This is a genomic window from Pseudomonas palleroniana, assembly GCF_022836895.1.
In the GTDB taxonomy this organism is placed as follows: Bacteria; Pseudomonadota; Gammaproteobacteria; order Pseudomonadales; family Pseudomonadaceae; genus Aquipseudomonas; species Aquipseudomonas palleroniana.
In genome coordinates this window covers 1,115,529-1,129,141 of the sequence record NZ_CP092411.1, presented here as the reverse complement: position 1 = coordinate 1,129,141, position 13,613 = coordinate 1,115,529, and the positions used below count along the sequence as shown (strand labels likewise).

13 protein-coding genes are annotated in these 13,613 nt (G+C 59.0%); 10 read left to right on the top strand and 3 right to left on the bottom strand.

Annotation, left to right across the window (positions count from 1 at the left end):
* Positions 1-106: 106 nt before the first annotated feature.
* From apaG to MJP36_RS04965, 7 genes are all read left to right on the top strand, one after another.
* Entirely contained in the window at positions 107-487 is a 381-nt protein-coding gene (gene apaG / locus MJP36_RS04995) for a Co2+/Mg2+ efflux protein ApaG (protein ID WP_060757279.1), read from the top strand.
* Complete coding sequence (locus MJP36_RS04990; protein ID WP_060757278.1) at positions 487-1,338, top strand: symmetrical bis(5'-nucleosyl)-tetraphosphatase; 852 nt, start codon at positions 487-489, stop codon at positions 1,336-1,338. The genes apaG and MJP36_RS04990 overlap by 1 nt, the downstream gene beginning before the upstream one ends.
* 9 nt (positions 1,339-1,347) lie before the next feature.
* Positions 1,348-1,677: a thiosulfate sulfurtransferase GlpE gene (gene glpE / locus MJP36_RS04985; protein WP_090368494.1), complete on the top strand. Its 330-nt coding sequence runs from the start codon at positions 1,348-1,350 to the stop codon at positions 1,675-1,677.
* A gap of 284 nt (positions 1,678-1,961) precedes the next feature.
* A complete protein-coding gene (locus tag MJP36_RS04980) occupies positions 1,962-3,884 on the top strand; it encodes a PrkA family serine protein kinase (protein ID WP_060757276.1) in 1,923 nt (640 codons plus the stop codon).
* 113 nt (positions 3,885-3,997) lie between these two features.
* A complete protein-coding gene (locus MJP36_RS04975; RefSeq protein WP_060757275.1) occupies positions 3,998-5,269 on the top strand; it encodes a YeaH/YhbH family protein in 1,272 nt (423 codons plus the stop codon).
* Complete coding sequence (locus tag MJP36_RS04970; protein WP_060757274.1) at positions 5,266-6,831, top strand: SpoVR family protein; 1,566 nt, start codon at positions 5,266-5,268, stop codon at positions 6,829-6,831. The genes MJP36_RS04975 and MJP36_RS04970 overlap by 4 nt, the downstream gene beginning before the upstream one ends.
* Before the next feature lie 63 nt (positions 6,832-6,894).
* On the top strand, positions 6,895-8,124 hold the full coding sequence (locus MJP36_RS04965) for a multifunctional CCA addition/repair protein (protein ID WP_244384988.1): 1,230 nt from the start codon (positions 6,895-6,897) through the stop codon (positions 8,122-8,124).
* 75 nt (positions 8,125-8,199) lie between these two features.
* On the opposite strand, the gene folK is transcribed toward MJP36_RS04965, so the two are convergent.
* On the bottom strand, positions 8,200-8,718 hold the full coding sequence (folK, locus tag MJP36_RS04960; protein WP_104994847.1) for a 2-amino-4-hydroxy-6-hydroxymethyldihydropteridine diphosphokinase: 519 nt from the start codon (positions 8,716-8,718) through the stop codon (positions 8,200-8,202).
* A complete protein-coding gene (gene folB / locus MJP36_RS04955) occupies positions 8,709-9,062 on the bottom strand; it encodes a dihydroneopterin aldolase (protein ID WP_244384987.1) in 354 nt (117 codons plus the stop codon). Before folB ends, folK begins: the two co-directional genes overlap by 10 nt.
* 74 nt (positions 9,063-9,136) lie before the next feature.
* Between folB and plsY the strand changes: the two genes are divergently transcribed.
* Complete coding sequence (gene plsY / locus MJP36_RS04950; protein WP_060757270.1) at positions 9,137-9,706, top strand: glycerol-3-phosphate 1-O-acyltransferase PlsY; 570 nt, start codon at positions 9,137-9,139, stop codon at positions 9,704-9,706.
* 33 nt (positions 9,707-9,739) lie between these two features.
* Here the strand turns inward: plsY and tsaD are convergent, their stop codons facing one another.
* Complete coding sequence (gene tsaD, locus MJP36_RS04945; RefSeq protein ID WP_060757269.1) at positions 9,740-10,765, bottom strand: tRNA (adenosine(37)-N6)-threonylcarbamoyltransferase complex transferase subunit TsaD; 1,026 nt, start codon at positions 10,763-10,765, stop codon at positions 9,740-9,742.
* Positions 10,766-10,967: 202 nt separating this feature from the next.
* Between tsaD and rpsU the strand changes: the two genes are divergently transcribed.
* Together rpsU and dnaG are read left to right on the top strand one after the other, a co-directional pair.
* Positions 10,968-11,183 (top strand): 30S ribosomal protein S21, encoded by a 216-nt coding sequence (gene rpsU / locus MJP36_RS04940; RefSeq protein WP_002551877.1) that lies wholly within the window; start codon positions 10,968-10,970, stop codon positions 11,181-11,183.
* A gap of 436 nt (positions 11,184-11,619) precedes the next feature.
* Positions 11,620-13,593 (top strand): DNA primase, encoded by a 1,974-nt coding sequence (gene dnaG / locus MJP36_RS04935; protein WP_244384986.1) that lies wholly within the window; start codon positions 11,620-11,622, stop codon positions 13,591-13,593.
* Positions 13,594-13,613 lie beyond the last annotated feature (20 nt).

Below are 13,613 nucleotides of genomic sequence, written 5' to 3'. Positions count from 1 at the left end.
TTGCCCGCTCCCGCAGACAGCGAGTCTGGCCTAGTGCCCGCCTCATGGCCTAGACTGATCCGCATCTGCTGTCCTCCGCTTTTGCTTTTAAGGTAAGGCCTCTCGCATGTCCGATCCTCGCTACCAGATCGACGTCAGCGTCGTCACCCGCTTCCTCGCGGACCAATCGCAACCTGAACACAACCGTTTCGCCTTCGCCTATACCGTCACGGTGAAGAACAACGGGCTGGTGCCGGCCAAGCTGCTGTCGCGCCACTGGGTCATCACCGACGGTGACGGCCAGGTAGAGGAAGTACGCGGCGCGGGCGTTGTCGGCCAACAGCCATTGATCGACAGCGGCGCCAGCCACACTTATAGCAGCGGCACGGTCATGACCTCCAAGGTCGGCACCATGCAAGGCTCGTATCAAATGAAGGCCACCGATGGGAAGTTGTTCGACGCCATCATTGCGCCCTTTCGCCTCGCGGTGCCGGGAGCCCTGCACTGATGGCGACCTACGCGGTCGGCGACCTGCAAGGCTGCCTGGAGCCTCTCAAGTGCCTGCTTGAACAAGTGGGCTTCGACCCGGTGAATGATCGCCTGTGGTTGGTGGGTGATCTGGTCAACCGTGGCCCACAGTCACTGGAAACCCTGCGCTACCTCTATCGTTTGCGCGACTCACTGGTGTGCGTACTGGGCAACCACGACCTGCACCTGCTGGCGGCGGGCAATAACATCGAGCGCCTGAAAAAGAGCGACACCCTGCGGGAAATTCTCGAAGCGCCCGATCGTGTCGAACTGCTCGATTGGCTCCGCCGACAAAAGCTCATGCATTATGACGAAGCCCGCAACACGGCCTTGGTCCACGCTGGCATCGCGCCGCAGTGGTCACTGAAGAAAGCCCTCAAGTGTGCCGCCGAAGTAGAAGCGGCGCTGGCCGATGACAACCTCTACACCGCCTATCTCGATGGCATGTACGGCAACGAGCCGGTGAAGTGGGACAACGACCTCAGCGGCGTCACCCGCCTGCGAGTGATCACCAACTACTTCACGCGCATGCGCTTCTGCACTGCCGAGGGCAAGCTGGACCTCAAAAGCAAGGAAGGCGTCGATACCGCGCTGCCTGGGTACAAGCCCTGGTTTGCCCATAAGGAGCGCAAGACCCGCGACACGAAGATCGTCTTCGGTCACTGGGCAGCCTTGGAAGGCAAGTGCGAAGAACCTGGCGTGTATGCCCTCGACACCGGTTGCGTGTGGGGCGGCGCCATGACCCTGATGAACATCGACACCGGCGAGCGCCTGAGCTGCCAGTGCCCACCCCCCGTGCCCGTCACACAGCCGACCGCCGCCAAGCCATAGGAGCCCGCCATGAGCGAATTCAAACGTATCCCCCCCGAACAAGCCCAGGCGTTGCGCGAGCAGGCCGCAGTGGTCGTGGATATCCGTGATCCCCAGGCGTACGCCGCGGGTCATATCAAGGGCGCCCAACACCTGGACAACCACAACATCGCCGATTTCATCCGTGCGGCCGACCTCGACGCGCCGGTGATCGTGGCCTGCTACCACGGCAATTCCAGCCAGAGTGCCGCCGCCTACCTGATCAGCCAGGGCTTCTCCGACGTCTATAGCCTGGACGGTGGCTTCGAGCTATGGCGTACGACCTATCCTGCGGAAATTTCCTCAGGCGATTCGCAATAATTTTTTTCACACCCCGCTACCCCGCGTGACGCTTGGGCTCGCGCCGTTTCTGACGAACGGCGCAGCCAAACTAATTGCGCATCTCACCTTGACCTCCCGGATTCCGAACTATCCTTAAGCGCAGGCCATCCAAATCAGGGGAGAGCCGGTACACCGGCGTGCGGGTCATCGGTAGCGTTTCAGGGTGTTCTGGGGGGAAACGGTCATTGGCGTCCGCCAATGTCTGCCAGCATCGACTGATTGATCCGGCGTCGGCTCCACGTATCGAGCGAGGTGACGACGTCATGAGTATTTTCAGCCACTTCCAACAACGCTTCGCATCCACACAGCAGGAAGAACTCACGCTGCAAGAGTATCTTGAGCTGTGCAAACAGGACCGCAGCACCTATGCATCTGCCGCCGAGCGCCTGCTATTGGCGATCGGCGAGCCGGAACTGATAGACACCTCGAACAATTCGCGCCTGTCGCGAATATTCTCCAACAAGGTGATCAGGCGCTACCCGGCCTTTGAAGACTTCCATGGCATGGAAGAATGCATCGACCAGATCGTCTCTTACTTCCGCCATGCCGCCCAAGGCCTGGAAGAGAAGAAACAGATCCTCTATCTGCTGGGTCCCGTCGGCGGCGGCAAGTCTTCCCTGGCGGAAAAACTCAAACAACTGATCGAGAAGGTGCCCTTCTACGCCATCAAGGGTTCGCCGGTCTTCGAGTCGCCTTTGGGCCTGTTCAACGCCACGGAAGATGGCGCGATCCTCGAAGAGGACTTTGGCATCCCACGTCGCTATCTCAACACCATCATGTCGCCTTGGGCCACCAAGCGCCTGTCCGAGTTTGGCGGGGACATCAGCCAGTTCCGCGTGGTGAAACTCTACCCGTCGATCCTCAACCAGATCGGCGTAGCGAAAACCGAGCCAGGGGATGAGAACAACCAGGACATTTCCGCGCTGGTGGGTAAAGTCGATATCCGTAAACTCGAAGAATTCCCGCAGAACGACGCCGACGCCTACAGCTACTCGGGCGCCCTGTGCCGGGCCAACCAGGGCCTGATGGAGTTCGTGGAGATGTTCAAGGCACCGATCAAGGTGCTGCACCCACTGCTGACCGCCACCCAGGAAGGCAACTACAACAGCACCGAAGGCCTGGGCGCGATTCCGTTCAACGGTATCCTGCTGGCCCACTCCAACGAATCGGAATGGCACACCTTCCGCAACAACAAGAACAACGAAGCCTTCATCGACCGTATCTATATCGTCAAGGTGCCTTACTGCCTGCGGGTCAGCGATGAAATCAAGATTTACGACAAGCTGCTGTTCAACAGTTCGCTGGCCAAGGCCCACTGCGCGCCCGACACCTTGAAGATGCTGGCGCAGTTCACCGTACTGTCACGCCTCAAGGAGCCGGAAAACTCGAATATCTATTCGAAGATGCGCGTGTACGACGGCGAAAACCTCAAGGACACCGACCCCAAGGCCAAGTCGATCCAGGAGTACCGCGATACTGCAGGCGTGGACGAAGGCATGAACGGCCTGTCGACACGCTTTGCGTTCAAGATCCTCTCCAAGGTCTTCAACTTCGACCCTCACGAGATCGCCGCCAACCCGGTGCACCTGCTCTACGTTCTCGAACAGCAGATCGAACAGGAACAATTCCAGGCGGAAACCCGCGAACGCTACCTGCGCTTCCTCAAGGAATACCTGGCGCCGCGCTACATCGAGTTCATCGGCAAGGAAATCCAGACCGCCTATCTGGAGTCCTACAGCGAATACGGCCAGAACATCTTCGACCGCTACGTGCTGTACGCCGACTTCTGGATCCAGGACCAGGAATACCGCGACCCGGAAACCGGCGAGATCCTCAACCGCGTGGCTCTCAACGAAGAACTGGAGAAGATCGAAAAACCGGCCGGCATCAGCAATCCGAAGGATTTCCGCAACGAAATCGTCAACTTCGTGCTGCGCGCCCGCGCCAACAACAATGGCAAGAACCCAACCTGGCTCAGCTACGAGAAGCTGCGGGTGGTCATCGAGAAGAAAATGTTCTCCAACACCGAGGATCTGCTGCCGGTCATCAGCTTCAATGCCAAGGCCAGCAAGGAGGATCAGCAAAAACACAACGATTTCGTCACACGAATGGTCGAGCGTGGCTACACCGACAAACAGGTACGCCTGCTCTCCGAGTGGTACCTGCGGGTTCGCAAATCGCAGTAAGGCAGCGACGGGCGCACACTGCCAGGCCTTTGGCCTGGCAGCTGACCGCTTGTCTCTAAGCTTCCAGCTCGCGGCTTGAAGCTTGTAACGTGAAGCTGCCCGGAGGGCTCCCCATGAGCTATGTGATCGACCGACGCCTCAATGGCAAGAACAAAAGCACGGTAAACCGCCAACGTTTCCTGCGGCGTTACCGTGACCACATCAAAAAGGCCGTTGAAGAGGCCGTCAGCCGTCGCTCCATCACCGACATGGAGCATGGTGAACAAATCAGCATTCCCGGACGGGACATCGACGAACCGGTGCTGCACCATGGTCGTGGCGGCAAGCAGACCGTGGTTCACCCCGGCAACAAGGAATTCACCACCGGCGAACATATCCAGCGCCCCCAGGGCGGAGGCGGCGGCAAGGGGCCGGGCAAAGCCGGTAACTCCGGCGAAGGCATGGATGAGTTCGTGTTCCAGATCACCCAGGAAGAATTCCTCGAATTCATGTTCGAAGACCTGGAACTGCCTAACCTGGTCAAACGCAACCTGACCGGCACCGACACCTTCAAGACCGTGCGTGCCGGCGTCAGTAACGAAGGTAACCCGTCCCGCATCAATATCATTCGCACCCTGCGCTCGGCGCATGCCCGGCGTATTGCCCTGTCGGGCAGCAGTCGCGCAAAACTGAAGGAAGCCAAGGAAGAACTGGCCCGTCTTAAACGTGAAGAGCCAGACAACTTCGGCGATATTCAGGAAATCGAGGCGGAAATCGAGAAACTCAGCGCGCGTATTCACCGTGTGCCGTTTCTCGATACCTTCGACCTCAAATACAACCTGCTGGTGAAGCAGCCCAACCCCAGTTCCAAGGCCGTGATGTTCTGCCTGATGGACGTGTCCGGCTCCATGACCCAGGCCACCAAGGACATCGCCAAACGTTTCTTCATCCTGCTGTACCTGTTTCTCAAGCGGAACTACGACAAGATCGACGTAGTGTTCATTCGACATCACACCAGCGCGCGGGAAGTGGACGAAGAAGAGTTTTTCTACTCACGGGAAACCGGCGGCACCATCGTGTCCAGCGCCTTGAAACTGATGCAGGAGATCATGGCCGAGCGCTATCCAGCCAATGAGTGGAACATCTACGCCGCCCAAGCCTCCGACGGTGACAACTGGAATGACGACTCGCCAATCTGCCGCGACATCCTGATCAACCAGATCATGCCGTTCGTGCAGTACTACACTTATGTTGAAATCACTCCCCGTGAGCATCAGGCCCTGTGGTTCGAATACGAACGCATCGGCGAAGCCTTTGCCGACACTTTCGCCCAGCAGCAACTGGTCTCGGCCGGCGATATCTACCCGGTCTTCCGTGAACTCTTCCAGCGCAGGTTAGTGACATGACCGCCAAAAAAGAGCAAAAACGCCAACCCATATCCACGGGCTCCGAGTGGACCTTTGAACTGATCCAGGCCTATGACCGGGAAATCAGCCGTATCGCGGCGGGCTATGCCCTGGACACCTACCCCAACCAGATCGAAGTGATCACCGCCGAACAGATGATGGATGCCTATGCCTCGGTGGGCATGCCCTTGGGCTATCACCATTGGTCCTACGGCAAGCACTTCCTTAGCACCGAGAAATCCTACACCCGTGGCCAGATGGGGCTGGCCTACGAGATCGTCATCAACTCCGACCCGTGCATCGCCTACCTGATGGAGGAAAACACCATCTGCATGCAGGCGCTGGTGGTGGCTCACGCCTGCTACGGGCACAACAGCTTCTTCAAGGGCAACTACCTGTTCCGCACCTGGACCGATGCCAGCTCGATCATCGATTACCTGGTGTTCGCCAAGCAGTACATCATGCAGTGCGAGGAACGCCATGGCATCGATGCGGTAGAGGATTTGCTCGACTCCTGCCATGCCCTGATGAACTACGGCGTTGATCGCTACAAACGACCGTATCCGATCTCCGCCGAAGAAGAACGCCTGCGCCAGAAGGAGCGCGAGGAGCACCTGCAGAAGCAAATCAACGACCTGTGGCGCACCATTCCCAAACGTGCCGGTAAAAACAGCGACAAAGACAATGCGCGCTTCCCCGCCGAACCTCAGGAAAACATCCTGTATTTCCTGGAAAAACATGCGCCGCTACTGGAGCCGTGGCAGCGGGAAATCGTGCGCATCGTACGCAAGATCGCCCAGTATTTTTATCCACAGCGCCAGACCCAGGTGATGAACGAGGGCTGGGCAACGTTCTGGCACTACACCTTGATGAACGACCTGTACGACGAGGGGCTGGTCACTGACGGCTTCATGATGGAGTTCCTCACCTCGCATACCAGCGTGGTGTTCCAGCCGGGCTTCGACAGCCCGTATTACAACGGCATCAACCCCTATGCGCTGGGTTTTGCCATGTACCGCGACATCCGCCGCATGTGCGAGCACCCCACCGAGGAGGACCGCCGCTGGTTCCCGGAAATCGCCGGCAGCGACTGGCTGTCGACCATCAAGTTCGCCATGAGCAGCTTCAAGGATGAGAGCTTCATCCTGCAGTACCTGTCACCCAAGGTGATTCGTGACCTCAAATTGTTCAGCATTCTCGATGACGACCTCAAGGATGACCTGGTAGTCCCGGCCATCCATGATGAACCGGGTTACCGCACCATCCGCGAAACCCTGGCGGCGCAGTACAACCTGGGCAATCGCGAACCTAACGTGCAGATCTACAGCATCGACGTGCGCGGTGACCGCTCGCTGACGCTGCGTCACCAGCAGCACGATCGCAAACCCTTGGGCGAGTCCACCGAAGAAGTGCTCAAGCATCTGCATCGGCTGTGGGGCTTCGACATTCACCTGGAAACCTTGCAGGGCGATCAAGTGATGAAGACTCACCACGTGCCACCGCGCACCGATCACAACGACAACGACTACGGCCGCCTGGACCTGGCCGTCGTTCACCTCTGAAACGGCAAAGCCTCCATTGGTCCGGCACAGGCGGTATCCTGTGCGGCTAATGGAGGCTTTTTCATGAAAATCTACAAAGTCGGCGGTGCGGTACGTGACCGCTTGCTGGGCATACCGGTCACCGACATCGACCGCGTTGTGGTGGGCGCAACCGCCGAAGAAATGCTCGCCAAGGGTTATAAGCCTGTGGGCGCTGACTTTCCGGTGTTCCTGGACCCGAAAAACGGTGACGAATATGCCCTCGCCCGCACCGAGCGCAAAAGCGGCCGCGGCTACGGCGGCTTTGTGTTTCACGCCAGCCCCGAGGTCACGCTGGAAGAAGACCTGATTCGGCGCGACCTGACCATCAATGCCATGGCAGAGGACGATGAAGGCAACCTGACCGACCCCTACGGCGGCCAAAGCGATCTTGCTGCGCGCATCCTGCGTCATGTTTCCCCAGCTTTTGCTGAAGATCCCCTCCGTGTGCTGCGTGTTGCACGCTTTGCCTCGCGTTACGCTCATTTGGGTTTTACCGTGGCGCCGCACACACTGGAACTGATGCGTCAGCTCAGCGAGTCCGGCGAACTGCAAGCGCTGACCCCGGAGCGTAGCTGGAAGGAAATATCGAGGGCGCTGATGGAGGATCAGCCAGAGGTGTTTATCCAGGTACTGCGCGACTGTGATGCGCTGAAAACCTTGATGCCGGAAGTGAACGCGTTGTTCGGCGTACCACAGCCTGAAGCCCATCACCCCGAAATTGACACCGGCGTACACACCTTGAGCGTGCTGGCACAGGCCGCCCGGCATCAACAACCCCTGACGGTGCGCTGGGCCTGCCTGCTGCATGACCTGGGCAAGGGCCTGACGCCTGTGGATAAGTTGCCACAGCATATCGCTCACGAGCACAAGGGCCTGAAGTTGATCAAGGCGGTCAACGAGCGTTTCAAAGTGCCGAAGGATTGCCAGGATTTGGCGCTGCTGGTTGGCCAGTACCACACTCACGGACATCGTGCACTTGAGCTGAAAGCCTCGACGTTATTGGAGTTGCTGCAAAGTTTCGATGTGTACCGTCGACCCCAGCGCTTCGAGGAGTTTGTGGTGGCATGTGAAATGGATGCGCGCGGCCGCAAGGGTTTCGAGCAGCGTAGTTATCCACAGGCCGACTACTTACGCGGCGCGGCAAAGGCAGCGCGCGAAGTGGCGGTAGCGCCCCTGCTGGAGAAAGGTTTCAAGGGCCCGGAGCTGGGCGAAGCCCTCAAGCGCGAGCGGCTCAAGGCGTTGAAGCACTACAAAGAGCAATATTCAGTGTAGAAGCGAGCTTGCCCGTGAGGATCGTCACACGGACTGCCTGGATTAACTCGCCTCTTGCGCGAGCAAGCTCGGCGCTTACAGAAGAACGTCCGAAGTGAGTTGCTGGCCCTGCCATTCAAACCCGACAGGCGCCAGTACCTGGTCGATCCGCGCATCACGCCACAGCTCAGCCAACGGCTTGCCCGCCTCCGGATGCACACGATCGGGGGCCATCAACGACAACGGCCACAATACAAAGGCGTTCTTCAGTATTTCTGCCCGCGGCAGGATCAAACCATCGAAATTGCCCACCAACTCGCCATACAGCAGCACGTCAATATCCAACGGCAAGCCCTTGCGATCAGGCGCATAGCGGCCATTGTCGGCCTCGATGAATTTCAAACGACGGTCCAGCTCCATCAATGGCAGATCGGTGTAGCCCGACACCACCAGATTGAAGAACGGCCCGCTCTTGATACCCACCGGCTGGCTTTCGAACACCGCCGAACAACGCATATCGACCAGCAAACCCGCCAGCGCGTCCAGGCCGGCGCATAGGTGGGTTTCGCGCTCGATATTGCTGCCAAGGCCAAGGTAAACCTGAGTTAGCGACATCCGCGCTCGATCTCCACACCCACGCCCTTGGCGGCCGGCACGGCACCCGGCTTGGTCAGTTTGAGGTGCAGCCAGGGAATCTGGAACTCGCTCATCAGCACTTCGGCCAAGCGCTCGGCAAAGGTTTCCACCAGCTGGAATTGAGCCTGCTCGGCAAACGCCTGGATACGTGCGGATACGCTGGCGTAATCCAGCGCCAGGGTCAGGTCGTCGCCGGCCGCAGCCGGGCGGTTATTCCACGCGAAGCTCAGGTCCAGGCGCAGGCATTGCTTGATGCCGCGCTCCCAGTCGTAGGCCCCGATCACGGTGTCGACTTCCAGGCCTTCGATAAACACTCTGTCCAAGCACTCTTCTCCGCAGCACGACAAGGGCGCGATGCCCCGTTAGAATCAGGGCGTCCTCGCCCGGAATAGTTAGCATGTTTTGGTCACTGGCGATTCTCGCCTACCTGCTCGGCTCGCTGTCCTTTGCCATTTTGCTCAGCCGCCTGACGGGAAATCCCGACCCGCGAATGAGTGGCTCAGGCAATGCCGGTGCCACCAATATGTTGCGCCTGGCCGGCAAGAAACTCGCCGTGCTGACGTTGCTCGGCGATCTCTGCAAGGGCCTGTTGCCCGTGCTGATCGCCAGCCTTGTCGGTCTTTCCCTGCAACAGCAAGCCTGGGTGGGCGTGTGTGCCGTGCTGGGCCATCTGTTTCCACTGTACTTTCGTTTTCGCGGCGGTAAAGGTGTTGCCACGGCGGCCGGCATGCTGCTGGGGATCTACCCACCGGCTGCGTTGCTGGCCGTACTGGCCTGGCTGCTGACCTTCTACCTGACCCGCACCAGCTCGCTGGCGGCGCTGATCGCCACACCGCTCACTCTGCCGTTGCTGGCATGGCAGGAGCCTGCGGCGTTGTTGCCGATGAGCGTGCTGACGCTGCTGATTGTCTGGCGTCACCGCGGCAATTTACGCGACCTGTTTGCCGGGCGCGAACGGCATTTTTAAATGCCGTCGATGAACCCGGCTCGCACCGCCCCCTTACAACGGTGAAAGCTGCTCCATCGGCCAACGCGCCTGCACGCTGATGGCCAGGCTCTCATGCTGCCCGGCCTGCAGACGCTGGCAACCGGCATAGGCGATCATCGCGCCGTTGTCGGTGCAGAACTCTGGCCGCGCATAGAACACGTCGCCCTGCATGTCGCCGAGCATTTTTTCCAGCGAGATACGCAATGCCTTGTTGGCGCTGACGCCGCCTGCAATCACCAGGCGCTTCATCCCTGCCTGTTTCAGGGCGCGCTTGCACTTGATGGTCAAAGTCTCCACCACGGCCTGCTGGAACGCCAGCGCAATGTCGCAACGGGCTTGTTCACTGTCGTCCCCGGCGCTGACGCTTTGCTGCCAAGTATTGAGCGCAGAGGTTTTCAAGCCGCTGAAGCTGAACATCAAGCCAGGGCGATCGCACATCGGGCGCGGGAACGTATGACGACCCGGTACGCCCTTTTCGGCCAGACGCGCAATTTCAGGGCCACCGGGATAGTTGAGGCCCATCATCTTCGCGGTCTTGTCGAAAGCCTCACCAGCAGCATCATCCAGCGATTCGCCCAAAAGCGTGTATTGGCCGATGCCATCGACCTGAACCAGCTGCGTATGGCCACCGGAAACCAACAAAGCGACGAACGGAAACTCTGGCGGTGTTTTTTCCAGCATGGGGGCCAATAAATGGCCCTCCATGTGGTGCACACCGAGGGCAGGAATGCCCCAGGCAAAGGCCAGCGCCTGAGCGCAAGACGCCCCAACCAGCAGGGCTCCAACCAATCCGGGGCCTGCGGTGTAAGCAATTGCGTCGATCTCGGTCGGCACACAGCCGGCCTCATCCAACACCTGGCGAATCAACGGCAGCATGCGTTTGACGTGATCGCGGCTGGCCAGCTCCGGCACCACGCCGCCATAGGCACGATGCAGGTCGATCTGACTGAACAGTGCATCGGCCAAAAGCCCGCGTTCACTGTCGTAAAGTGCGACGCCGGTTTCGTCGCAGGAGGTTTCAAGTCCCAGTACTAGCATGGGTTTGCGCCTTGTAGAGGCTGAATTCGAAGGCGCGCATAATAGTCGCCACTCCCCCTCCCGACTAGCGGTTTTCGATCAGAGGCTTTGCATTCCGGGCAATGAGGGGTTAACATCCGCAACCCTTAAAAACCGACGACCTCAGCCGCGAATGTTTTGCGACGAGAACGTTGATCCCGGTAATGAAAGAAGGTAGCTCTGGATGCCAGCCGTCAAAGTTAAAGAGAACGAACCCTTCGACGTAGCTCTGCGTCGTTTCAAGCGCTCCTGCGAAAAAGCCGGTGTACTGGCTGAAGTTCGTAGCCGCGAATTTTACGAGAAGCCAACTTCTGAGCGTAAGCGCAAAGCAGCAGCCGCTGTTAAGCGTCACGCCAAGAAAGTTCAGCGCGAACAGCGCCGCGCCGTTCGTCTGTACTAATACACAGACGATCGTAGCAAGCTTCTGCCAAAGCCCGGCCTTCAGCCGGGCTGCTGGCATTTGCGGATATCGCTTGATGCTTCACTGTTGACGCCGCACACGCGACCGATACATAGCTTCACACGTCAGGACTGGCTCTTTTGCCAGCGGTGCACGTCTCTTCTGACGAGCCTAACAAGGCTACTGACGAGCACACTTATTTTTCAACAGACGATCAATCGTATCGGCTGCGCCCCTTTTCCGAGGCCCATCATTGGCCAAGACCGGAAACCCGGGCAACATTTCCAAGCCGAAGACTGATAGAAATTAACGTCAGTGAATGCTCGGCAGATACACTCCCTGACAGCCCAAGCAGACAATTGTTGATCAAGCCGTGAATCCCTGTGCTTGAGTGCTTGATGGGCCCTCATATACACGCAGTGATGACGAGAACGCCATGGCCGGGCTAATTCCCCAGAGCTTTATTGACGACCTTCTGAACCGCACCGACATCGTCGATGTTGTCAGCTCGCGCCTGCAAATGAAGAAGGCCGGTAAAAACTACACCGCCTGCTGCCCGTTCCACAAAGAAAAGACTCCGTCGTTCAGCGTCAGCCCCGACAAACAGTTCTACTACTGTTTCGGCTGCGGCGCAGGCGGCAACGCCCTCGGTTTCATCATGGACCACGACAACCTGGACTTCCCCCAGGCCGTCGAGGAACTGGCGAAAGCCGCCGGCATGGAAATCCCCCGTGAAGAAAGTGGCCGCGCGCACAAACCCCGACAGCCCACCGACTCACCGCTCTACCCGCTGCTGACCGCCGCTGCCGACTTCTATCGCCAGGCACTTAAAAGCCACCCGCAGCGCAAGGCCGCCGTCGATTACCTCAAGGGGCGCGGCCTTACCGGCGAGATCGCCCGCGATTTCGGCCTGGGCTTTGCCCCTCCCGGCTGGGACAATCTGTACAAGCACCTGAGCAGCGATACGCTGCAGCAAAAGGCCATGATTGATGCTGGCCTGCTGGTGGAAAACGCCGAGACCGGCAAGCGTTACGACCGTTTCCGCGACCGCGTGATGTTTCCGATCCGCGACAGCCGTGGCCGGATCATCGCTTTCGGTGGCCGGGTACTGGGGGACGACAAACCCAAGTACCTGAACTCGCCGGAAACGCCGGTATTCCACAAAGGCCAGGAGCTGTACGGCCTGTTCGAAGCACGCAAGAACAACCGCAACCTTGATGAAATCATCGTGGTTGAAGGCTACATGGACGTCATCGCCCTGGCCCAGCAAGGCCTGCGCAATGCCGTGGCGACGCTGGGCACCGCCACCAGCGAAGAACATATGAAACGCCTGTTTCGCGTCGTGCCCAGCGTGCTGTTCTGCTTCGACGGCGACCAAGCCGGGCGCAATGCCGCCTGGCGCGCACTCGAAGCCACGCTGTCGAGCTTGCAGGATGGGCGTAGGGCGCGCTTTCTGTTCCTGCCCGAAGGCGAAGACCCGGACACACTGGTTCGCTCCGAAGGCACCGACGCGTTTCGCGCACGCATCAATCAGCACGCCCAGCCACTGGCGGATTATTTCTTCCAGCAACTGACCGAAGAAGCCGACCCGCGCTCCCTCGAAGGCAAGGCGCACATGGCCACCCTCGCGGCACCGCTGATCGACAAAGTCCCAGGCGCCAACCTGAAATCACTGATGCGCATGCGCCTGCTGGAAATCACCGGATTGAGCGGGGATGCCGTCAGCCAGCTGGTGCACAGCGCGCCACCGGACGCACCGCCGGCCTATGACCCAGGCATGGATTACGACGCCATGCCGGATTATTCCGACTTCCACCAACCCCAGGAGGCCTACACGCCCCAGCAGGAGTGGACAGCGAAGAAACCCGGCGCCGGCGGCAAGAAATGGGACAACAAGAAACCCTGGAGCAAGAACGGCAAGCGCGGCGACCGCGATGAAGCCTATGCGCCACGTACGCCCGTAGCGGTTGAAGCGCCCATGCTTATCGCGTTGCGCACGCTTATTCATCACCCGCAACTGGCGGGAAAGGTTGAAAGCGCCGACCACTTTGCCAATGAAAGCAACAGCTATGCTCAGGTACTGATCGCCTTGATCGAGGCGGTGCAGAAAAATCCCAAGCTAAACTCAATTCAATTGATGGCTCGTTGGCATGGCACCGAACAGGGGCGCCTCTTGAGAGCACTCGCGGAAAAGGAGTGGCTAATTGACGGCGATAACCTTGAACAACAATTTTTAGACACCATTACTAGGTTATCTGCGGGTCAGCACACGCAGACCCTCGATGACCTCATCAAAAGAGCAAGGCAGCCGGGATTGTCGGCTGAAGAGCAAATTCAGATAGCAAAACAGATGCGCGACCTCTTAAAACAGAACGTTTGCGCATCAAACCCGACCTCAGCTGGCGTGTGAGGTCATAGCTCGGGTATAAT